The sequence below is a fragment of the Serratia sp. JKS000199 genome, from assembly GCF_900215455.1.
GTDB classification, from domain to species: domain Bacteria; phylum Pseudomonadota; class Gammaproteobacteria; order Enterobacterales; family Enterobacteriaceae; genus Serratia; species Serratia ureilytica.
In genome coordinates this window covers 4129084-4147788 of record NZ_LT907843.1, presented here as the reverse complement: position 1 = coordinate 4147788, position 18705 = coordinate 4129084, and the positions used below count along the sequence as shown (strand labels likewise).

Here is an 18705-nt window from a genome sequence, read left to right as displayed (position 1 = left end):
TTCGGTATGCCTCAGGCGTGCGGAGCATTCGCATGATGGACAGTCAGTCTGAAAAAACTCTCGTTGTTACCCCCGCTCATCCCGAGGTCGGGCATTCGGCTCAGGGCTGGATGAACGGTTTCCTCGGCATGATTATCTTCAGCGGCTCGTTGCCCGCCACCCGGGTGGCGGTGCTGGAGCTCGATCCGCTGTTTCTGACGGCGATCAGGGCGGCGATCGCCGCTTTGCTGGCCCTGTGCGCGCTGCGGATCACTCGCCAGGCGCGGCCGACGCGGGCCGATTTGCCGCCGTTGCTGTTTGTAGCGCTCGGCGTGGTCATCGGTTTTCCGCTGCTGACGGCGCTGGCGCTGCAGCACACCACCTCGGCGCATTCGCTGGTGTATATCGGCCTGCTGCCGCTGGCGACCGCCGGTTTTGGCGTCTTGCGCGGCGGTGAGCGCCCCAAGCCCGCTTTTTGGGCTTTTTCGGGCATTGGCGCCGCGCTGGTGGGGGCGTTCGCGCTGAGCCAGGGGAGCGGCGGCGCCTGGCAGGGAGATGCGCTGATGGTCGGCGCGGTGCTGCTGTGCGGTTTGGGTTATGCCGAAGGCGCGGTGCTGTCGCGCCGGATCGGCGGCTGGCAGGTGATCTCCTGGGCGCTGGTGGCGGCGTTGCCGTTGACGCTGGCGGCCGCATGGTGGGCGGCGCCGGCCGCTTGGCCCGTCGTCAGCGGCGCCGCCTGGCTGTCGCTGGCTTACGTCTCGGTGTTCAGCATGTGGATCGGCTTTATCTTCTGGTATCGCGGCCTGGCGCAGGGCGGCATCGCCGCCGTCGGGCAATTGCAGCTGCTGCAGCCGTTCTTCGGCCTGGCGCTGGCGGGCTGGCTGCTGCAGGAAACCGTCCAGCCGATGATGATCGCCGTGATGGCCGGCGTGGTGGTTTGCGTGTTCGGCGCCAAGCGCTTTTCTCGCTAGGCCCCGTTGCGGGCGCAGGCGCGGATCACTTCGCCGAGCCGTTCCACCGCCTGCTGCACCTGGCGGTCATCGTAACCGCCCAACCCCAGCACCAGACCCGGCTCACCGTGGCCGGGCGCATACATCGGCGATACCGCCCGCAGCGCCAATCCGGCTTCGTTGGCCTGCTGGGCGACCTGCACGTCGTCGAGATCTTTCCTCAGCCACAGCACCATGTGCATGCCCTGATCGCAGGGCTGCACCCTCCCCAATTCGGCCGGGATGCGCGCGTTGATCGCCTCGATCAGCACCCGGCGTTTCTCGGCGTAGACGCCGCGCATTTTGCGGATATGCCGGTCGAGATACCCTTCGGCGATAAAGGCGGCCAGTACGTGTTGATCTGCGCTGGGCGGGTGACGATCCATCAGGATCCGGGCGCCGCAAAAGGCGTCGACCAGCGGCGGCGGCACGATGGCGTAACCCAATCGCAGCGAAGGGAACAGCACCTTGCTGAAGGTGCCGAGATAGAGCGTCCGCTCGGGCGCCAACCCTTGCAGCGAAGGGAACGGGTGGCCGGCGTAGCGCATCTCGCTGTCGTAATCGTCTTCCACGATCCAGGCCTGCCGTTCTCTGGCCCAGGCCAGCAGGGCGCTTCTTTTCGCCATGCTCATCGGCATGCCCAGCGGATATTGATGAGACGGCGTGACAAAAGCGGCTCGGGCGTCGGCGGCCAGGCGCACGCCGGCGGCGACGTCGATGCCGTCGTCGGCGACGGGCACCCTGATCATGTGCCGATCGCGAAACAGGCTGTTAAAAAGGGCGGTGATGCCGGCGTAGGCGGGGTCCTCGACCCAGGCGCTGTCGCCGGCGTCCAACAGGATCTGCGCGGCCAGATACAGTCCCTGCTGGGTGCCGGCGGTGATGAGGATTTGCTGCGGCGTGCAGTTTACCGAGCGGGAACGGCGCACATAATCGCAGATGGCTTCGCGCAGCGGCAGGGCGCCCAACGGATCGCCATAGCCGGATGGGGCGCCGGGGCCGCGCGCCCGGATGCGGTTGCCGAGCCGCCGCCAGATATCGTCGGGCGCGGTATCGCCGATCGGGACCGACACGGTGAATGGCACCGACGGCAGCGCCCGCGCCTGGGCGGCAAAACGCGCCAGATGCTGCGCCTGTGAAGAAAGCGGCACGGCTGTGGCCGGAGCGGTTTGCACCGTGGCGTGTGGCGTGCGGCGCGGCGCCTGATAGTGGGCGACCCGGGTGCCGGAGCCGGGCTGCGGTTCAAGAAAGCCTTCCGCCGTCAGCTGAGCAAACGCCTCCAATACCGTGCCGCGCGCCAGATTCAGCGCCGCCGACAGCCGGCGCGTCGAAGGCAGCAGATCGCCCGCTTTCAGATCGCCTTTGTGGATGGCCCGGCGCAGTGCCTGCGCCAGTTGGTGGCTTAGCTGCCCCGCCTGGCGGTCAATCTCGCCGAGGGCGGGGACGTCAACGACTTGGGCTGTTCTGGGCATGCATTCCGGCTCGCTGTGCAGTGCAAAAATGAGTATTCAGAGTAAACCACTCTGTCGGCACTCGCGAGTCCGTTGTCAGTCAACTCAGCCCGCGCTGATTCAGCAGCACCTTATTCAGCTCGCTGTTTTTACGCACGTTGAGCTTGCGCATCGCCGAACGCTTATGGGCGCTGATGGTTTTCTGGCTGCGCTGCAGCAGGCCGGCGATGCTGCAGGCGGACATGCCGCTGCTCATCAAACCCAGCACCTTTTTCTCGCAGTGGCTGAGCGCGGCGATGCGGCAAGCCTGGCATTTCCACTGGCCGGCGGCGTGCAGCGCCACCCACGGATGCAGGATGAACTTTTCCAACGCCATCTGCAGCTTGAGGCGAATGGCGTAGGCCGAATCGCGCCGATGGATGCTGAACAGCGGCGGCAGGTTTTTCACCTGTTGCTGGGTCGCGTCGTCGAGGATCAGCAGGGTCAGCTGCCGCTGGCGCGGAACGCCGTGAGGGCTTTGATAACAACAGGCGCAGCCCCAGCGCTCTTCCGGCGTGCGGAACACGATTTCGATGTTATCCAACGCCTGCAGCGCCAGCGGCGAGAACTGCGGGTACCGGCGGTGGCATTCGTTCAGGGAGTGCAGATAGTCCTGCAGCAGCAGACGCAGCCCCTGCTGGTAGAAGTTATCGCTGTCGAACAGCGTGAAGCGAATATCTGGCATGGGTGACTCCTTAAAAAGCCGTGGCGCCGCGCCGGAGCAAACGGTGACGGCCCATCGCCGGCGTTCGCGCGCCGGTCGTTTTCCTGATTTCCCTGGGACGGTGCGAGGCTTATTGGTACGCCAGCACAAAATTGGCGATGGACGTGAATTCGCCTTCGGTAATGCTTTGGTTTTGAATCGCGCTGGGCCGCCCTTGCACATAGGCGGTGAAGTTCAGGCTGTTGGGGCCGTTTTGCAGCGCGACGGCGCTGGTGGCCTTATTCAAATCGATGTCTGCGCCCTGATGATCGAACAGGGCGATGGCGGCGCCGTTCGCGCCGTTGTTGATCGCCAGCTTGCCCGGCATCTCTCCGTCTTCGGTGCCGCTGAAGGTCACGCTGACGGATTTGAACACCGTGGTCTTGCAGTCGGTCAGCTTGATGCTGAACGGCACCGGCGTGGTATGGCCGTAGCGGTACAGGGTTTTGACGATCACCGTGCCCATCTCCACCAGCTGATCGGCGGACTGCGGTTCGATATTGCACGGCCGGCTCACCACGGTGCCGTGGAACTGCACCGGCGCGCCGATAAGCTCGGTGTTCGCCGCCGCCGGCATGGCGGCAAACCACCAGGACGCGCAGCTGAGCAGCGCTAAAGCGCGTAGACGCATTTTCCGTTCCTCCCTCGGTTACTGGAATGCCGCCACGATGGTGGCCGACGCGTTGAATTCCCCTTCGCCGATCTCCGCGCCGCCGTTGGCGAACGGCGCCGCCACCAGGTTCCAGGAGCCGCCGTTGCCGATGTTCGGCACCGGGTAAAACTCGTTCGGAATGACCAACTGGCCGTTGTGCGTCAGCCGGATGCCGAGATCGTTCTTGTCGGTTTTGAACACCTCGTTGCTGAAGGCGGCCGCCGTGCCCGACACCGCCAGCTTGATGTTCAGCGTGCCGTCCTCGAAGCTGCCGCCCTCGCACTGGAAGCGCACCGGAATGCTTTGCGGATAGTTCGAGCCGTTGAGATCGCTGCCGCCGATTTCGCCGAACTCCACGTTGATCAGCTGGCCTTCGTTCACTACGCATTTATCCGGCACGTAAAGGATCGCGGACTGGATAAACACCTGCGCCATCGGATTGGGGCCGAAACCGCCGTCGGTCGAGCCGAGGCGGCCGAACATCTCGATGATCTGCCGATCGTTAATCTCGACGCCGTTGATGATCTTTTTGCGCACCCGGAAGGTGATGCGGCCTTTTGAACCGCTTTCATAGTTGTTGACCTGCACATAGGGCGGTGAGCAACTGTGATTGGGATACTCGTTGGATTCGTTGTAAAAAGGCACCGTGACATAGGCCTTCTTATTACCTGCAATCCACACTTCGGCTTTTAAATCCAGGAAGTCGTTCAACTGCAAGAAGCCGTTGCCGTAGTCAGAGGGGGGCAGCGCCGAATCCGACTTGTAAAAGTGCGGGCTTCGGGGGATCGGCGTATCGCAGTAGGCCTTGCCGGTATAGGTACCGCCTAATGAATAGGGAAACTGTTTGGTGAACCCCACCTGGTTGGTGATGTTGCTTTGATTCAGATCGATATAGAACTGTTTGGGGCCGCCGTCCGGCGTGACGTAGCCGTTGGCCCAGGCGGCGGGGGCCGCCAGCGCGATCGCCAGCGGCAGGCAGAGTTTGGTCAGTTGTGTTTTCATCGCGTTCTCGAGCCTCACAGGTAAATCACCTGAATGTGCGCCACGGCGGCGAACCCGGCCGCCATCACCGCCCGCTGGGTGGATTCCACGCTGGCGCTGAACCACAGGGTGTTGCTACCGGGTTGCAGAATGTAAGGGCGGCTGCGTTGATTCAGCTCCAGCGCCTGGCCTTGTTGGTCTTGCAGCCGCAGACCGATGCCCTGCACGCCGCCGTTCAGCTTCAGCAGCGATGGGTTGTCGACATCGCTTTCGCCGAGAAACACCAGCGTGGCGGCCTGCTCTCCCTGCAGGTAGAGGCGGCCGGCGTCGCCGTTGCGCGGGCCGGCCGGGTTATCCGCCAGCGCGCGCGCGCCCAGCAGGCAGTTGCGGAACGAGAGGCGAAAACGCACCGGCGCGCTGCGATCGCCGGCGTTGCGGAAGTCGCGTGCGCTGACGTCGCCCAGATCGACGGATTGATCCCGGCTGTCCGGCGTCAGGCTGCAGGGGGAGCTGAGCAGGCCGCCGTGAAAGCTGACGGTGCCGGTGGTGCCTTCGATCACGCCCAGCGGCGTTGCCGCCATCGCGCCGCCGCCGCACAGCAGTGCGCCGAGCAGCAGCGGGCGCAGTCGATCGGTGAATTCAGCCATGCTGGACCTCCTTATTTTTTCTCGGGCACGGCGGTGCAAACGCCGCCATTGCAGACGAAGCGCAGCTCCGGATGGCCGCCGTAGTCGTTGATGTAGGTGATGACGAAGCTGTTCATGCCGGTCTCTTGCAGCTTGAGGCTTTCGCTGGATTTCGGCTTCAGCATCAGCGGCTGAAAACCGCCGATCGCGCCGCCGCCCTGTTTTTGCGTCTGCCGCGTCATACCGGTCAGGGTGATGTAAAACGGCGTCGGGTTGTCGACGGTGATGGCGCCGCCGCTTTTACGGAACACCAGCTTTTCCTGCCACACCTGGCCCTTGGGCGCGACGATGGCTTTCGGCCGATAGAACAGTTTGATCTGCGTTTGCAGCGCCAGCTGCATCACGTTGGTTTTGGTGCTTTTCGGCGGAATTTCGCGCAGGTTGAAGTAGAACACCGACTCGCGATCCTGTGGCAGGCGATCCGCCTCCGGCGTCTTGGTGATGCGCACCACGCTGCGCTCGCTTGGTTCCACGCGCTGCAGCGGCGGCAGCACCACCAGCGGCGAGGTGATTTTCTGGTGCTGCTCGTTCTCCAGCCAGGACTGCGCCAGGAAGGGCAGCTCTTTGTTTTCGTTGACGATATTCAGGCTGATCGATTTGGCGTCGCTCACATAAACGGCGCGCGTGCGATCCAGCGATATCGCCGCGTCGGCGGTGGGCAGTACGGCGCTCAGGGCCAGGCCGGCGGCGGTCAGTAGCGTTATCGGGTGTTTGTTCATGTCATCATTTCTCAGCGTTACGGATTACAGAGTGGCGCACGGCAGCAGCAGCTGGTCCAGCGGCTTGGCGGCGCCCGGGATCACGATGCGGCAGCGGCGTTGGCCTTCCCAGGCGACGTCCAGTTTTTCCTCCGGCTGCACGCCGGTCAGGTAAACCGAGCCGCCGTCGTTGACCACCGCGACCTCGCGGCCTTTCTCGCTCAGCACCGCGGCGCCGAACGGCGGTTCGCTGCCGTCCGCGAGGCGAATGGTGGCCAACAGCTTGCTGCCTTTCACCACCTCGAAGTGGCGGTAACCGATGGCGCCTTCGGTCAGCGTGCCTTGCACCACGGCGCGAGTGGCCTCGACGTCGTCCGCCAGCTTGTTGACGTCGATGCGGGTGTCGGTGTTGTAGTAGCTGGTGATGTCGGAAATCACCGCCAGCCCGAAACGGTTGCTGTAGGCGCGGCCGTTGTTGATCGGCACGCCGGCGATGCCGTCGGTGTCGAGCATCATGCGGCTGCCGCCGTTGCTCGAGTTCTGATGCGCCGCGATGCCGTGCCGGGTGGCGGTGAGGCCGCCGCGGAACGAGCCGCCGATCGACGAGTAGCTGTCCTGCTGGTAAGAGGCGCTGGCGTTCAGCGAGCCAAACGAGGCGTTGTGGGTGTAGTACCCGCGCGCCAGCGATTTGCCGGACTGATTAAAGCCGCCGCTGACCTGCCAGGTATTGTCCGGATCGCTGTAGTCGTTGTACGACGCGGTCTGCGTGACATCGCCGTTGTTGGTTTGCAGCGCATAACCGACGCGCCGACGGTCGCCGATCGGCACGGTGAAGTTGAGCATCACGCTGTCGTCGGTGCGGCCCTGGTAATAGGTGCGGTAAGCCGACAGCGAGGCGGTGATGTTGCTGATATCGCCGACGCTGAACAGCTTGCTGGCCGACAGCCCGTAACGGTCCTGGGTTCGCGCATCCCAATAGGTCTGGTGCGAGTAGGTCAGGTAGGCGGTGATCGCCTTGGCGCTGTCTTCCGCCATAAAGGTTTTGCTGGCGGTGATGGTGTACAGCTCTTTCTGGCGGCCGTTGTAATTCTTGTCGTAATCGCCGTAACGCTCCTGCAGGTACTGCGACATGTTCATGAACTTGCGCTGCGAGAAGCGGTAGCCGGCGAAGGTGATCTGGCTGTTCAGCTCATCGAACCGTTTGGCGTAGTTGAGCTTGAACGACATGCCGCTGGCGGTCGGTTCGCCGGGCAGACGGGCGATCGACTGGGTGACGTCCAACGACATGGCGCCGAACACGTTCAGATCGCGGCCGAGGCCGAGCGCCCAGGCGTTATAGTCGCCGCCGAGCAGCGCCCCGCCATACAGCGACCAGGCGTTGCTCAGCCCCCAGGAGAAGTCGCTGGCGGAAAACAGCGGGCCCTGGGTGCGGTGGTCGTAGGCCGAGGTTTTGCCGAGCGCCACGTTGTAGCGCACGTAGCCCGGGCGGGTCAGGTACGGAATGGTGGCGGTATCCACCTGGAAGGTCGAGACGGTGCCGTCCTGCTCTTCCACCTTGACGTCCAGCTTGCCGCGCACCGAGCTGTTGAGATCCTGAATGGCGAACGGCCCGGCGGGCACGGTGGTTTCGTACAGCGTGCGGCCTTCCTGCGAGACGGTGATCTTGGCGTTGCTCTTGGCGATGCCGCGCACTTCCGGCGCGTAGCCCTGCAGGTTCGGCGGCAGCATGCGCTCGTCGCTGGCCAGGTTGAGACCGGTGAAGCGATAGGCGTCGAACACCCCGGAGTCGAGATAAATCTCACCCAGCGTCAGCTTGGCGGCCTGCATCGGCAGCGCGCGGTAGGCGTAGATCTGGTTCCAGTCGAAGCCGGTGCTGCGATCGCCGGCCTGCTGATTGTAATTGGCCTGGTAGTCCGCGCGCAGGCGCCAGGGGCCCAGGTTGGCGCCCAGCGTGCCGTAGCTGCTCAGGTTCTGGGCGGTGTTGTTGTTGTGATTCTGCTTGCCTAACTGGCCGCTCAGGTTGTAGTCCAGCAGCAGGCCGGGAATGCCGTCGTCCCACTGCTCGGGCGGCGTCCAGTCGGGATCGGAGTATTTCATCCACGCCTGCGGGATGGTGATCGCCAGCACGCCGCCGCCGATGCGATCGGAGACGGTCGCGCCTTTGATGCCGCGAATGTCGGCGCACTGGTTGTCGTGCCACAGGGTGACTTTTTTGGCCGCTTCTTCTTTCAGCGCCATTTTTTCCACCAGATCAGGCGGCAGGCACACCTGGCTGCCGCTCTTGTTATCCGGCGACGGGAAATACTGAATGCTGCGCTGGGGCAGCGTTTTCTGGTTGATCTTGATGTCCAGCAAATAAGCGCCGGGCATGACGTAGTCGGCATCGGAGAAACGCGAAAGATCCACTTTGCTGCGCTCGCCGATATCCAGGACGTCGGTATTGAATTCCGTGGCGGAAAATGCCGGACGCACCCAGAGGAAAGATAGAATGACGAGAAGAGGTAGGTGTTTCCGTGTCAGTAATGACGTCATAGCATAATCACTCATGGCAAGTCCGCGCCCAATAGCAGGTCATCCGTGCGACCTGAATACGTAATGCTGTGCAGCGCCCGCCGGCGCTAGAGATAAGACAGGGTGAATTTGGCCAGAGAGCTGAAGCCGCCCGCCCGTGCCTTATCGGGATGCAGGCGCAACTGCGCGCCAAAACGCAGCGTGTTGTCGCCGGCGACGATCTGGTAATCCGCCGTCGTGCTGCCGAGCGGGATCGGGGTGCCGGCATCGGTCAACAGCTCGATAGCCACGCCCTGCGCCTCGCCGTAAACGCCCAGCAGGGAAGGATCCCGGCTGTCGGCGGTGCCGTCGAAGGTGACGTTGGCTGCGCGATAGATGAAGTCAGGCTTCACCTGGCTGGCCAGTTCGCAGTTCACCAGTTTGATCGTGAAATGACGGCGGCTGCCGATCAGCACCGATTGCCCGTCCTGCGAGGCATCGGTCATGGAGATCAGACCGAAATCGACGGTTTGATCCAGGCTGTCGCTGGCGATGCCGCACGGCGTTTCAACGATGGTGCCGCCCAGGCTGACTTTGCCGTGGCCCTGATTTTTCACTGCCGCCGCCGCGCTGCCTACGCTGAGCGCGATGAGCAACAGGCCGCAAAGGCGGATAGTCATGCTGGCGTCTCCCTGTCTTGCCCTGTTCCCTTGCCGCTCTCGTCGGCATGCAATCAAGCGGGGGATGCCCTGAGACATCCCCTGTGGGGTATTACAGGTAAGCCAGGGTGAAGTTGGCCACGCTGGTGAAGTCGCCCGGCACCACGGCGGCGGAGGCGCTGCTGCCCTGCAGGTAAGCGGCGAATTTCAGCGAGTTGTCGCCGTTGTTCAGGCCCTGACCGTCGGTCGCCGTGCCCAGTTCCACTTCCTTGGAGTGCAGGTTGTCGTAGATCACGATGCCGGCGCCGGTTGCCGTGCCGCTCAGGGCCAGCAGTTTGTTGTTGACCGGATCAGGCGTGCCGGTAAAGGTCACCTTGACGTTTTTCATGGTGGAGATGGAGCAATCTTTCAGTTCGATGTTGAAAGGTTGCATGCTGGATTTACCCTGGTTAGCCAGGATGCGGCTGCTGATCTGGCCCATTGGTACGGTTTGGTCAACGGATTCCGGCGCGACGCTGCATGGCGCATCGATAATTTCGCCGGTAAAGGTGACTTTACCGCTGCCCTGATTAGATGCGGCGTGAGCAACAGATGCAGAAGCGAAAGCAATCACGGTTGCCAGCATTAATTTATTCAGTTTCATTTCTCAGGTTCCTGTAGAGAGTTTTTAAATAAAAAGAACAGCACATCTAAATCCCCCGCAGCGGCGGCAACGTCATGTCGCCGGCCGTACGGTTGGAGCCAGATCCTTTTGCTCTGGGCAATACGCCAACATCCGTTATTTATGAGAAATAACGAGATTGGGAAAATCGACAATGGATTTTCTGGTAAATAAAATACGAGTTTTACGTGTGGCGTGTTGCTGGGAATATTCTTGCAAATAATAGTATTGCTTGGAAATAGATTTTATTAAATTAAGTCAAATTCAGAATATAAAACCAAAAGGAAAAAGAAATATATTTGCTTTAAAACCAATAGATCGTATACAAATATTATCCAGTATAAATCACTATATAAATAACGATATGCGAGATATTAGATCGGGGGAAATAGGCTGATACCTACAATTCGCCATATTGTTTTGCTAATATCGCCCTGAGGCAGCAGATGATGAATTTCCCTTTAGAAACAAAATACAAAACATAATCTATTGTTTTTATTGTTGTTTCGTGGTTTTCTTCTCCTAGGGGATTGGTTTTTTTATTCGTGTTTAGCCCGCGTTTAGGTCTAATTCATTAACAATTAAATAACAATGTCATCGGTAGTGAATTATTCTATCGCACTGCGGTATAGGGATTTTTCACTGCCTAACCCATTTTGATTAATCAAATTAAGGCATGTGCTGTTGCCGTTCGCCACATAATGATGACCTAAGTGACAATTAAAGGATTATAAACGGAATGATAACGATGATTAATGCTTGCGGCGGCCGCCGCACGGTAGTTTCTGCTATATTTTTACTGTCTGTCATGTCGCTGTCAGGCTGCGTGGGCGGTAGCAAGACAAACCTGAATTCCGTGAAAAAACTTTCACAGAACAATCCTAATGATAAATCCGATGAACAACGTATCGCGCTTTGCCAGCAACGGGTTAACTCATTAAAAAATATTAATCCGCAGAGTTACCAAAAACGCATTGCCTATTTTAACGGTCTGCTTTCCAACGCTTCCGGATATGCCGGCGTGCGCGGCAATGTGGATGAAAGCACCCGTAAAGCGATTGATGCTCTTTATCAATATAAAACCGAGAAATTCTGCGCCGACGTTGAACATGAGCTGATGTCCGATCTGTCCAACCGGGTCGAGAATCTGTAGCCATGAAGCGATGCGCGCAAAGATGGGCGATGGGGCTTTGGCTGTTGGCGCTGAGCGGCGCCGTTTGCGCCGCTGACGACGGCATTCCCGCCCTGTTGAAATTTGCCGAACAGCGGCAGGCTCCGCCGGCCGCGCTCAAGGAGGAAACCGCGCGTAAACCGGCGCCCGCACCGGCCGCCAAACCGGCCGCCGTCGCGGGGGCAGACGGCGCTCGTTTAACTTCTCTGAAGCACTCTGTACAACAGCAGGCGGAGAAAATCCGTCAGCTGGAGCGCCAGTTGGCGGCGGCTCAGGCCGCCGCGGCGCCGAAAAGCGAGCGGACCGATGTCGATATTCGGCCGCTGGCCGATGCCCTGAAGGCGTTGCGGCAGGCCGTTGCGCCGTTGCCTGAGGTCACCGCGCTGGCCGCTTCGCTCACGCGGGCCGAACAGCGCAGCGCAAGCTTGACGGCGCAGTTGGCACAGCAACGACAGCGGGTAGACACCTTGCTGGCTGAGCGGCGGCAGGCGGCTGAGGCCCCGGTGCTGGCCAGCGAGGCGGACAAGCAGGCGTATGCCGCCGGCGTATCGCTGGGGCGCGATATTTTGCATCTGCAACAGGAGAACCGGCGTGCGGGACTGGAGGCGGATCGGCGGCTTTTGCTGGCGGGCATCGCCGATACCCTGGCCGGGCGGTTGCGGCTGGATGAGGCCGCCATCGACAGCGCGCTGCGCACGGCGCAGCAACGTTTGCAGCAGACGCAACAGACACAGGCTCCCCCTCCGGACGGCAAGGCCTATCTGGCCGATTTCGCCCGCCAGGAGGGAGTCAAGCAAGATGCGCTCGGTTTCTACTACCGGGTGGACTATGCCGGCAGCGGTGCGATCGGCGCCGACGATCGGGTGGATATCGTGGTGCGCGAAAGCCTGACCGACGGCCGGGTGATCAAAGACATGGAGCTGGCGGGAACGGTGATCTCGCAGCCATTGACGCGCTATCCGCCGCTGTTTCGCGCGGCTATCGAGAAGCTGCAGCGCCACGGCTCGATCACGCTGGTGGTGCCGCCGGCGCTGGCGTACGGCAAGCAGGGCAGCCCGCCGGCGATCCCTCCGGACGCCACCATGATTTATACCCTGCGCATCGCTGACGTGCAGTCGTGAGCGGGGAGCTCAGCAGTAACCACTCAGGAGGAATGCTATGGCCAAGGCGCCGAAAACGTTTGAAAGCAGAAAATCGCTGATGCTGAATGTGTTGCAAGGATTGTGCAGGGATCGTGTGGAAGGCTCCGGCGGCCATCATCCCCCGCCGGAGCAGTGGCCGAAGACCCGCGAGCTGGCTGATAAATGCGGTGAAAACATTTATACCACCCGCACCCTGCTGCTGGCGCTGGAAAAGGAGGGCAAGGTCCGCTGCACCCACCGCAGCATCAACAATTCTCTACGCTGGTACAGCTGCGACGAACAGGCAGCGATAAAAAAAGAGTGATTCGACCCTGACGGTCGCTTTTGACTATCTTACAGCTAAACATTAATTAATCTTATTATTTGGCGGGGCGTTTCGCTCCGCCAATCCTCCTCTCAGCTTTCCGCCCTCCGCGCAGGCATTGCTAAGATGTTTTTTGCGACCATATACTTATCGCTCAGACGGGAACAGGTGTAGGGAGCTGGCATCGTAATGAAGGAAAAGAAAGACATACTGAGATTGGATGATATTCATTATCAAATAGACCGCCAGGTGATCCTGGACTCCGTCTCTTTCACGTTGGGTGAGGGCGAGTTCAAACTGATCACCGGGCCTTCCGGCTGCGGAAAAAGCACGCTGCTGAAAATCATCTCTTCCTTAATGAATCCGACCAGCGGAAGCCTCTATTTTGACGGCCAGGCGATCGACGAGATGTCGCCGGAGGCGTATCGCAAGCAGGTCTCTTATTGCTTCCAGACGCCGGCGCTGTTCGGCAATACGGTTTACGACAATCTGGCGCTGCCGTATCAGATCCGCCAGGAACCGCCGGCCGAGCGAAAAATGAAGGCCGATCTGGCGCGTTTCGGCCTGCCGGAGGCGATGCTGACGAAAAGCATCAATGAACTGTCCGGCGGGGAGAAGCAGCGCGTGTCCCTGATCCGCAACCTGCAGTTTATGCCCCGAGTGCTGTTGCTCGATGAGATCACCAGCGCGCTGGACGAGGAAAATAAGCGAAACGTCAATGAGATAGTGCATCAGCTGGTGGCGGAACACCGGCTGGCGGTGCTGTGGGTCACGCACGACACCGAAGAGATCGCGCATGCGGACGAGGTGATTACCCTGCGCGCGCACGGCGCCGAGCAACAGGAGCAACAGCATGAATCAGCATAACATCACCAACGAATCCTTGGGCTTGTCGATGGTGCTGGTGGTGGTCGCCATCCTGATCAGCCACCGGGAAAAGCTGGCGCTGGAAAAGGACATCATCTGGAGCATCTGCCGCGCGGTGGTGCAGCTGATCATCGTCGGCTACGTGCTGAAGTATATTTTCGACCTGGATAACGCCGTTCTCACCGTGTTGATGGTGCTGTTCATCTGCTTTAACGCGGCCTACAACGCCAAGAAACGCAGCAAGTACGTCGAACACGCGTTCGTGACGTCGTTTATCGCCATCACCACCGGCGCGGTGCTGACGCTGGCGGTGCTGGTGTTGACCGGCTCCATTGAATTTACGCCGATGCAGGTGATCCCCATCTCCGGGATGATCGCCGGTAACGCCATGGTGGCGGTGGGGCTGTGCTATACCAACCTCGGCCAGCGTTTCAAAAGCGAGCAGCAGAAGATTCAGGAGATGCTCAGCCTGGGGGCGACGCCTAAGTTCGCGTCGGCGGCGCTGATCCGCGACAGCATCCGCGCTTCGCTGATCCCGACCGTCGACTCGGCGAAAACCGTTGGGCTGGTCAGCCTGCCGGGCATGATGTCTGGGCTGATCTTCGCCGGCATCGATCCGGTGAAAGCGATCAAATATCAGATTATGGTGACCTTCATGCTGCTTTCCACCGCCAGCCTGTCGACCATCATCGCCTGCTATCTGGCCTACCGTAAGTTTTACAATGAGCGCCATCAGCTGGTGGTCGGCAATCTGAAGTAACGCCATGAAAAACGGCCTCCGCGGAGGCCGTTTTGTTTACCCTTGCAGCAGGGCGATGCTCTGGCGGATTTCCCGTTCGATATCCGCCTCGCTCCAGCGGCCCAGCTGTGAAGAGAACGGTTCGAAGGCATAGACGCCGGTGTAGCCCAGGCGTTCCAGGTTCTGCACCTGGCGGCGGCTCTCCAGCCGATCGCCCTCGCTCAGCATGATGCGCTCTTCGTCGCTCAGCGCGCTTTTATCCCGCCCGTCCTCCACGCCGGACAGATGCACCAGGCCGATCTGCGCCACCTGGATCTGCGCGTCAAAGTCGGCCTGCGTCACGCCGCTCAGATAGTGGTGGAACGTATCGAGCACGATGCGGTACGGCGCGCCCGAGTCGCGGATGAGCGCCTGGGTCAGCAGCGACGATCGCAGCGAGCTGATGCCGAAGCCCAGCGGTTCGACGTATCCCTGTACGCCATAGCGGGCAAACAGCGGTGCCAGCAGCCGCAACGCGGCGAGGGTGTCGTCCCGTTTTTGCTGCTCGCTGCGCGTGTCGTCGGCGCTGCAGTGCGGGCACAGCACCAGCGCCCGGCTGCGGATGGCCTGCGCCTGCGCCAGCATCGCTTCGGCGCGCTGCTGCAGCACCGCCGGGTCATCCATCAGATTGAACCTGCCGAGGGCGTTGATCGTGACGATCTCGATGCCGTATTGCGCGGCGAGCGCGTTGAGCTGCGCGTCGCTCAGATCGTCGGTCACCTTGCCGCTGGGCATGTCGTTGCGCAGCTCAACTTTGCTGAGCCCGCAGCGTTTCACCAGGCGGAAAAAACGGTCCAGATCGAGATTCGGCGCGATCTTGCGGTTAATGCAGAAGCGGTCCAGCGCAATGTTCATGGGCATGACTCCAGCGGTCAGGGTTGAGAGATCAGGATTTGCCGTTTTCCAGCGGCAGCGGCTTGCCGTCGGGCTGGGATTGGCGGTGGCGTTTGGCCAACACCACCTGCTCCATTTTTTCCAGCGAGACGCCTTTGGTTTCCGGGATATAGCGGCCGATAAACCAGTAGCTGAACAGGCAGCAGGCGGCGAAGATCCACATCGGGAAGGCGCCGTGGAAATGCGAGAACAGGTAAGGGTGATCGTTGATCATCGGGAACGACTGCGACACCGCGAAGTTGGCGACCCACATGCAGCCGACGGCGATGCTCATCCCCTGTGCGCGCATGCGGTTCGGGAAGATCTCCGACACCAGCACCCAGGCGCCGACGCCCCAGGAGAGCGCATAAAACACCATGAAGAACAGCATGCCGAACAGCGCGAAATAGCCGGTGGCCTGGGTGTAGAGCGCGTACGAGGTGAGCAGCAGGCCCGCGATGGCGCCCAGCGTGCCGTAACGCATCAACGGAATGCGGCCCATGCGATCCATCAGCATGGCGCCGATGACCGAACCGACCAGCTGCAGCACGCCGATCCAGATGGTCTGGAACAGCGCTTCCTGCGCGTTTTCGGTGACGGTTTTCAGCACCACCGGCGCGTAGTACATCATCACGTTAACGCCGGTGACCTGTTGCAGCATGGCGATCATACAGCCGACGAACAGGATGAAACGCACCCGCACATCGCCGTAGTTCAGCTTCCGGTGCTGCTGCTGTTGATCCTGCTGCAGCGAGTCTTTGATTTCTTTCAGCAGATTCTGCGCGTGGGCGGCGTTGGAGACTTTGGTCAACATCGCCAGCGCCTGATCGTCGCGGCCCATCATCACGTTCCAGCGCGGCGATTCAGGAATGACGAACACCAGGATGCAGAACAGAATGCAGGGGATCACGCCCGAGGCGAACATCCAGCGCCAGCCCATTTCCACCAGCCAGGCTTCGCTGGCGAGGCTGGCGATTTTGAAGTTGACGTAGAAAATCACGATCTGACCGAAGACGATGGCGAACTGCTGCATGCTGAGCGCCCGCCCGCGCATGTCTTTCGGCGACACTTCCGACATGTACATCGGCGACACGGTGGCGGCGATGCCGACCGCCAGCCCGCCGATGATGCGGTAAATGACGAACCAGGTGAAGGTCGGGGCCAATGCGGCGCCGACGGCGGAAACGGTGAACAGCAGCGCCGCCAGCATCAGCGCTTTTTTACGGCCCCAGCGCGCCGCCAGCGGCCCGGCGGCGAAGGCGCCGACCACGCAGCCGATCACCACGTTGGAGACGGCCCAGCCGGTTTCGGCCGGGCTGAGATTGAAATAGGTTTTCAACGCTTCGATCGCGCCGGAGATCACGGCGGTGTCGTAGCCGAACAGAATGCCGCCCAGGGCGGCGATGCCGCAAATTCGCAATATGTAACCGGTATTGTGCTTACGCTGATATGACATGTGTTGCTCCGATTTTTATCCTGGCTTCCGTCCGCACGGTTGGGGTGTCGGGAAGAGGGCGAGCGGAAGGGTGTGAACCGTGCCTGTCATCAAGGCGATGTCGTTGATAAATGCTGGAACAAACAAGAACATTTATTTCATAATTAGTGAATAATGGAATATTGATTTTTAGATCCAGTTCAAAAAAAACCGTCGCGAGCGATCCGGGCGCCTTGGGCGCTCGGAGGGAGGCGGTAACGGCCGCAGGTCAGGCGCAGTGCGGATTTTCTGTAGCAAAGTCAGTGTGCATTAGCGATGGACTCTCCTGCGAAACCGCGCCTTGATTGGCGCGGTAATGAAAGCGCCAACCCGATCGACACCGCAAAATTGCGACCTCACGCACTAAAAACAAATTTTTCAAAACAATTTATTTGAAACTTTTTTTTCAATGAAATAGAGTTTGCTGCATCCGGTCAGGATGTAGCCGGCTTGCCGACGGGGTTTGGCGAGCGGGACGATTAACGCCGCGCCGCCTGCGTGTGGCCAGGCGACAGCGGACTTGAAAAGAGGGCGTGACATGAAAACCGTGGGTAACTTTATTGACGGGCAGGTGTGCCTGAGCAGCAGCAATCAGACCGTCGACGTGCACAACCCGGCCAGCGGGCAGGTTGAGCGGCGCGTCACGCAGAGCACCGCCGCCGAAGTCAAGCAGGCCATCGACGTGGCCCACCGGGCGTTCGCCGACTGGTCGCGCACTACGCCGCTGCGCCGCGCGCGCATCATGTTCAATTTCAAGGCGCTGCTGGAACAGCACCGCGACGAGCTGGCCGAGCTTATCGTCAGCGAGCACGGCAAAGTGTATTCGGATGCGCTGGGCGAACTGACGCGCGGCATGGAAGTGGTCGAATTCGCCTGCGGCATCCCGCATCTGATCAAAGGCGAGTACTCGCCGGACGTCGGCAGCGGCGTCGACAGCTTCTCGCTGATGCAGCCGCTGGGCGTGGTGGCGGGCATTACTCCGTTCAACTTCCCGGCGATGGTGCCGATGTGGATGTTCCCCATCGCGCTGGCCTGCGGCAACACCTTCGTCCTCAAGCCGCCGGCGCTGGTGCCTTCGGCCTCGGTGCGCCTGGCGGAACTGTTGAAGGAAGCCGGTTTGCCGGACGGCGTGTTCAACGTGGTGCACTGCGCCAATGAAGAGGCGGCGCAGCTGTGCACCGATCCGCGCATTCAGGCGGTGAGCTTCGTCGGCTCCTCCACCGTGGCGGAACATATCTATACCACCGCCAGCGCGCACGGCAAGCGGGTGCAGGCCTTCGGCGCGGCGAAGAACCAGGCGATCGTCATGCCGGACGCCGATCTGGACGCCACGGTCAACGCGCTGATGGGCGGCGCGTTCGGCTCTGCCGGCGAGCGCTGCATGGCGTTGCCGATCGCCGTGGTGGTCGGTGACGACACTGCCGATAAACTGATCGCCAAACTGAAGCCGCTGATCGCGCAGCTGCGCGTCGGGCCGGGCTTGCAGCAGGGCGGCGAAGAGAATGAAATGGGGCCGCTGGTGTCGTCCGCTCACCAGAAAAAGGTGCTGGGCTACATCGATTTGGGCGTGGAAGAAGGCGCCACCCTGGTGGCCGACGGCCGCAACTATCAGGTGCCGGGCTATCCTGAAGGCTACTACGTCGGCGGCACGCTGTTCGACCATGTGACGCCGAACATGCGCATCTACCGCGAAGAGATTTTTGGGCCGGTGCTGGGCATCGTACGGGTGCCGGACTACCGCACCGCCATCGACACGGTGAACGGCCATGAATTCGGCAACGGCAGCGCCATCTTCACCGGCAGCGGCCACTATGCGCGCCAGTTCGTGCAAGACGTGCAGGCCGGAATGGTCGGCGTCAACGTGCCGGTGCCGGTGCCGATGGCGTTCCACAGCTTCGGCGGCTGGAAGCGCTCGGTGTTCGGCGCGTTGAACGTGCACGGCACCGACGGCGTGCGCTTCTACACGCGCATGAAGACCGCCACCGCGCGCTGGCCGGCCGGGCAGCAGACGGTGTCCGAATTCAGCATGCCGACGCTGGGCTAAGCGCTTTCACACTCAGGCCAGGCCGTTGCTCCTTTGGGGCAGCGGCCTTTGCACGGGGAGTTAA

The 18705-nt window shown here is 61.0% G+C and carries 18 protein-coding genes; 7 read left to right on the top strand and 11 right to left on the bottom strand.

Annotated features, from left to right (window positions below; translation table 11 throughout):
* Nucleotides 1–35: 35 nt before the first annotated feature.
* Nucleotides 36–950 carry a DMT family transporter gene (locus CPH57_RS19710; protein WP_096242860.1) on the top strand — a complete coding sequence of 305 codons (915 nt, stop codon included), beginning with the start codon at nucleotides 36–38 and terminating at the stop codon, nucleotides 948–950.
* Here the strand turns inward: CPH57_RS19710 and CPH57_RS19705 are convergent.
* The 9 genes from CPH57_RS19705 to CPH57_RS19665 all read right to left on the bottom strand — a co-directional run bounded on the left by CPH57_RS19705 (nucleotide 947) and on the right by CPH57_RS19665 (nucleotide 9970).
* Nucleotides 947–2440, bottom strand: coding sequence for a PLP-dependent aminotransferase family protein (locus CPH57_RS19705; protein ID WP_033645337.1), 1494 nt, complete (start codon nucleotides 2438–2440; stop codon nucleotides 947–949). The genes CPH57_RS19710 and CPH57_RS19705 overlap by 4 nt on opposite strands.
* 79 nt (nucleotides 2441–2519) lie before the next feature.
* The gene (locus tag CPH57_RS19700; protein ID WP_033645336.1) at nucleotides 2520–3143 is read right to left on the bottom strand and encodes a LuxR C-terminal-related transcriptional regulator; all 624 of its coding nucleotides are present in this window, start codon (nucleotides 3141–3143) and stop codon (nucleotides 2520–2522) included.
* A gap of 109 nt (nucleotides 3144–3252) precedes the next feature.
* Entirely contained in the window at nucleotides 3253–3792 is a 540-nt protein-coding gene (locus CPH57_RS19695) for a fimbrial protein (protein ID WP_033645335.1), read from the bottom strand.
* 18 nt (nucleotides 3793–3810) lie between these two features.
* The gene (locus CPH57_RS19690; protein WP_033651772.1) at nucleotides 3811–4815 is read right to left on the bottom strand and encodes a fimbrial protein; all 1005 of its coding nucleotides are present in this window, start codon (nucleotides 4813–4815) and stop codon (nucleotides 3811–3813) included.
* 14 nt (nucleotides 4816–4829) lie between these two features.
* A complete protein-coding gene (locus CPH57_RS19685) occupies nucleotides 4830–5441 on the bottom strand; it encodes a fimbrial protein (RefSeq protein ID WP_033645333.1) in 612 nt (203 codons plus the stop codon).
* Between the two features lie 11 nt (nucleotides 5442–5452).
* Complete coding sequence (locus CPH57_RS19680) at nucleotides 5453–6199, bottom strand: molecular chaperone (RefSeq protein ID WP_033645332.1); 747 nt, start codon at nucleotides 6197–6199, stop codon at nucleotides 5453–5455.
* Nucleotides 6200–6223: 24 nt separating this feature from the next.
* Nucleotides 6224–8725: a fimbria/pilus outer membrane usher protein gene (locus CPH57_RS19675; RefSeq protein ID WP_033645331.1), complete on the bottom strand. Its 2502-nt coding sequence runs from the start codon at nucleotides 8723–8725 to the stop codon at nucleotides 6224–6226.
* 71 nt (nucleotides 8726–8796) lie between these two features.
* Nucleotides 8797–9348 (bottom strand): fimbrial protein, encoded by a 552-nt coding sequence (locus CPH57_RS19670; RefSeq protein WP_033645330.1) that lies wholly within the window; start codon nucleotides 9346–9348, stop codon nucleotides 8797–8799.
* Nucleotides 9349–9439: 91 nt separating this feature from the next.
* Nucleotides 9440–9970 (bottom strand): fimbrial protein, encoded by a 531-nt coding sequence (locus CPH57_RS19665; RefSeq protein WP_033645329.1) that lies wholly within the window; start codon nucleotides 9968–9970, stop codon nucleotides 9440–9442.
* A gap of 757 nt (nucleotides 9971–10727) precedes the next feature.
* Here CPH57_RS19665 and CPH57_RS19660 point away from each other — a divergent pair.
* The 5 genes from CPH57_RS19660 to fetB all read left to right on the top strand — a co-directional run bounded on the left by CPH57_RS19660 (nucleotide 10728) and on the right by fetB (nucleotide 14232).
* The gene (locus CPH57_RS19660; protein WP_033651770.1) at nucleotides 10728–11141 is read left to right on the top strand and encodes a hypothetical protein; all 414 of its coding nucleotides are present in this window, start codon (nucleotides 10728–10730) and stop codon (nucleotides 11139–11141) included.
* A 29-nt stretch (nucleotides 11142–11170) separates the two neighbouring features.
* Nucleotides 11171–12280 carry an FKBP-type peptidyl-prolyl cis-trans isomerase N-terminal domain-containing protein gene (locus CPH57_RS19655; RefSeq protein ID WP_226772922.1) on the top strand — a complete coding sequence of 370 codons (1110 nt, stop codon included), beginning with the start codon at nucleotides 11171–11173 and terminating at the stop codon, nucleotides 12278–12280.
* Between the two features lie 37 nt (nucleotides 12281–12317).
* Nucleotides 12318–12605, top strand: coding sequence for a FaeA/PapI family transcriptional regulator (locus CPH57_RS19650; protein WP_033645326.1), 288 nt, complete (start codon nucleotides 12318–12320; stop codon nucleotides 12603–12605).
* 189 nt (nucleotides 12606–12794) lie between these two features.
* Complete coding sequence (fetA, locus tag CPH57_RS19645; protein WP_042785526.1) at nucleotides 12795–13472, top strand: iron ABC transporter ATP-binding protein FetA; 678 nt, start codon at nucleotides 12795–12797, stop codon at nucleotides 13470–13472.
* Complete coding sequence (gene fetB, locus CPH57_RS19640) at nucleotides 13459–14232, top strand: iron export ABC transporter permease subunit FetB (protein WP_033645324.1); 774 nt, start codon at nucleotides 13459–13461, stop codon at nucleotides 14230–14232. Before fetA ends, fetB begins: the two co-directional genes overlap by 14 nt.
* Before the next feature lie 36 nt (nucleotides 14233–14268).
* Here fetB and CPH57_RS19635 read toward each other — a convergent pair whose 3' ends face one another.
* The gene (locus CPH57_RS19635; protein ID WP_096242668.1) at nucleotides 14269–15105 is read right to left on the bottom strand and encodes a TIM barrel protein; all 837 of its coding nucleotides are present in this window, start codon (nucleotides 15103–15105) and stop codon (nucleotides 14269–14271) included.
* A 31-nt stretch (nucleotides 15106–15136) separates the two neighbouring features.
* On the bottom strand, nucleotides 15137–16579 hold the full coding sequence (locus CPH57_RS19630; RefSeq protein ID WP_033645322.1) for a sugar porter family MFS transporter: 1443 nt from the start codon (nucleotides 16577–16579) through the stop codon (nucleotides 15137–15139).
* Nucleotides 16580–17135: 556 nt separating this feature from the next.
* On the opposite strand from CPH57_RS19630, the gene CPH57_RS19625 reads away from it, so the two are divergent.
* Nucleotides 17136–18641: a CoA-acylating methylmalonate-semialdehyde dehydrogenase gene (locus CPH57_RS19625; RefSeq protein ID WP_069100673.1), complete on the top strand. Its 1506-nt coding sequence runs from the start codon at nucleotides 17136–17138 to the stop codon at nucleotides 18639–18641.
* Nucleotides 18642–18705: the final 64 nt, after the last annotated feature.

Coding starts and splice junctions, on each gene's coding strand:
- CPH57_RS19710 (WP_096242860.1), top strand. CDS start 36: ATGGACAGTCAGTCTGAAAAAACTCTCGTTGTTACCCCCGCTCATCCC.
- CPH57_RS19705 (WP_033645337.1), bottom strand. CDS start 2,440: ATGCCCAGAACAGCCCAAGTCGTTGACGTCCCCGCCCTCGGCGAGATT.
- CPH57_RS19700 (WP_033645336.1), bottom strand. CDS start 3,143: ATGCCAGATATTCGCTTCACGCTGTTCGACAGCGATAACTTCTACCAG.
- CPH57_RS19695 (WP_033645335.1), bottom strand. CDS start 3,792: ATGCGTCTACGCGCTTTAGCGCTGCTCAGCTGCGCGTCCTGGTGGTTT.
- CPH57_RS19690 (WP_033651772.1), bottom strand. CDS start 4,815: ATGAAAACACAACTGACCAAACTCTGCCTGCCGCTGGCGATCGCGCTG.
- CPH57_RS19685 (WP_033645333.1), bottom strand. CDS start 5,441: ATGGCTGAATTCACCGATCGACTGCGCCCGCTGCTGCTCGGCGCACTG.
- CPH57_RS19680 (WP_033645332.1), bottom strand. CDS start 6,199: ATGAACAAACACCCGATAACGCTACTGACCGCCGCCGGCCTGGCCCTG.
- CPH57_RS19675 (WP_033645331.1), bottom strand. CDS start 8,725: ATGAGTGATTATGCTATGACGTCATTACTGACACGGAAACACCTACCT.
- CPH57_RS19670 (WP_033645330.1), bottom strand. CDS start 9,348: ATGACTATCCGCCTTTGCGGCCTGTTGCTCATCGCGCTCAGCGTAGGC.
- CPH57_RS19665 (WP_033645329.1), bottom strand. CDS start 9,970: ATGAAACTGAATAAATTAATGCTGGCAACCGTGATTGCTTTCGCTTCT.
- CPH57_RS19660 (WP_033651770.1), top strand. CDS start 10,728: ATGATAACGATGATTAATGCTTGCGGCGGCCGCCGCACGGTAGTTTCT.
- CPH57_RS19655 (WP_226772922.1), top strand. CDS start 11,171: ATGGGGCTTTGGCTGTTGGCGCTGAGCGGCGCCGTTTGCGCCGCTGAC.
- CPH57_RS19650 (WP_033645326.1), top strand. CDS start 12,318: ATGGCCAAGGCGCCGAAAACGTTTGAAAGCAGAAAATCGCTGATGCTG.
- fetA (WP_042785526.1), top strand. CDS start 12,795: ATGAAGGAAAAGAAAGACATACTGAGATTGGATGATATTCATTATCAA.
- fetB (WP_033645324.1), top strand. CDS start 13,459: ATGAATCAGCATAACATCACCAACGAATCCTTGGGCTTGTCGATGGTG.
- CPH57_RS19635 (WP_096242668.1), bottom strand. CDS start 15,105: ATGAACATTGCGCTGGACCGCTTCTGCATTAACCGCAAGATCGCGCCG.
- CPH57_RS19630 (WP_033645322.1), bottom strand. CDS start 16,579: ATGTCATATCAGCGTAAGCACAATACCGGTTACATATTGCGAATTTGC.
- CPH57_RS19625 (WP_069100673.1), top strand. CDS start 17,136: ATGAAAACCGTGGGTAACTTTATTGACGGGCAGGTGTGCCTGAGCAGC.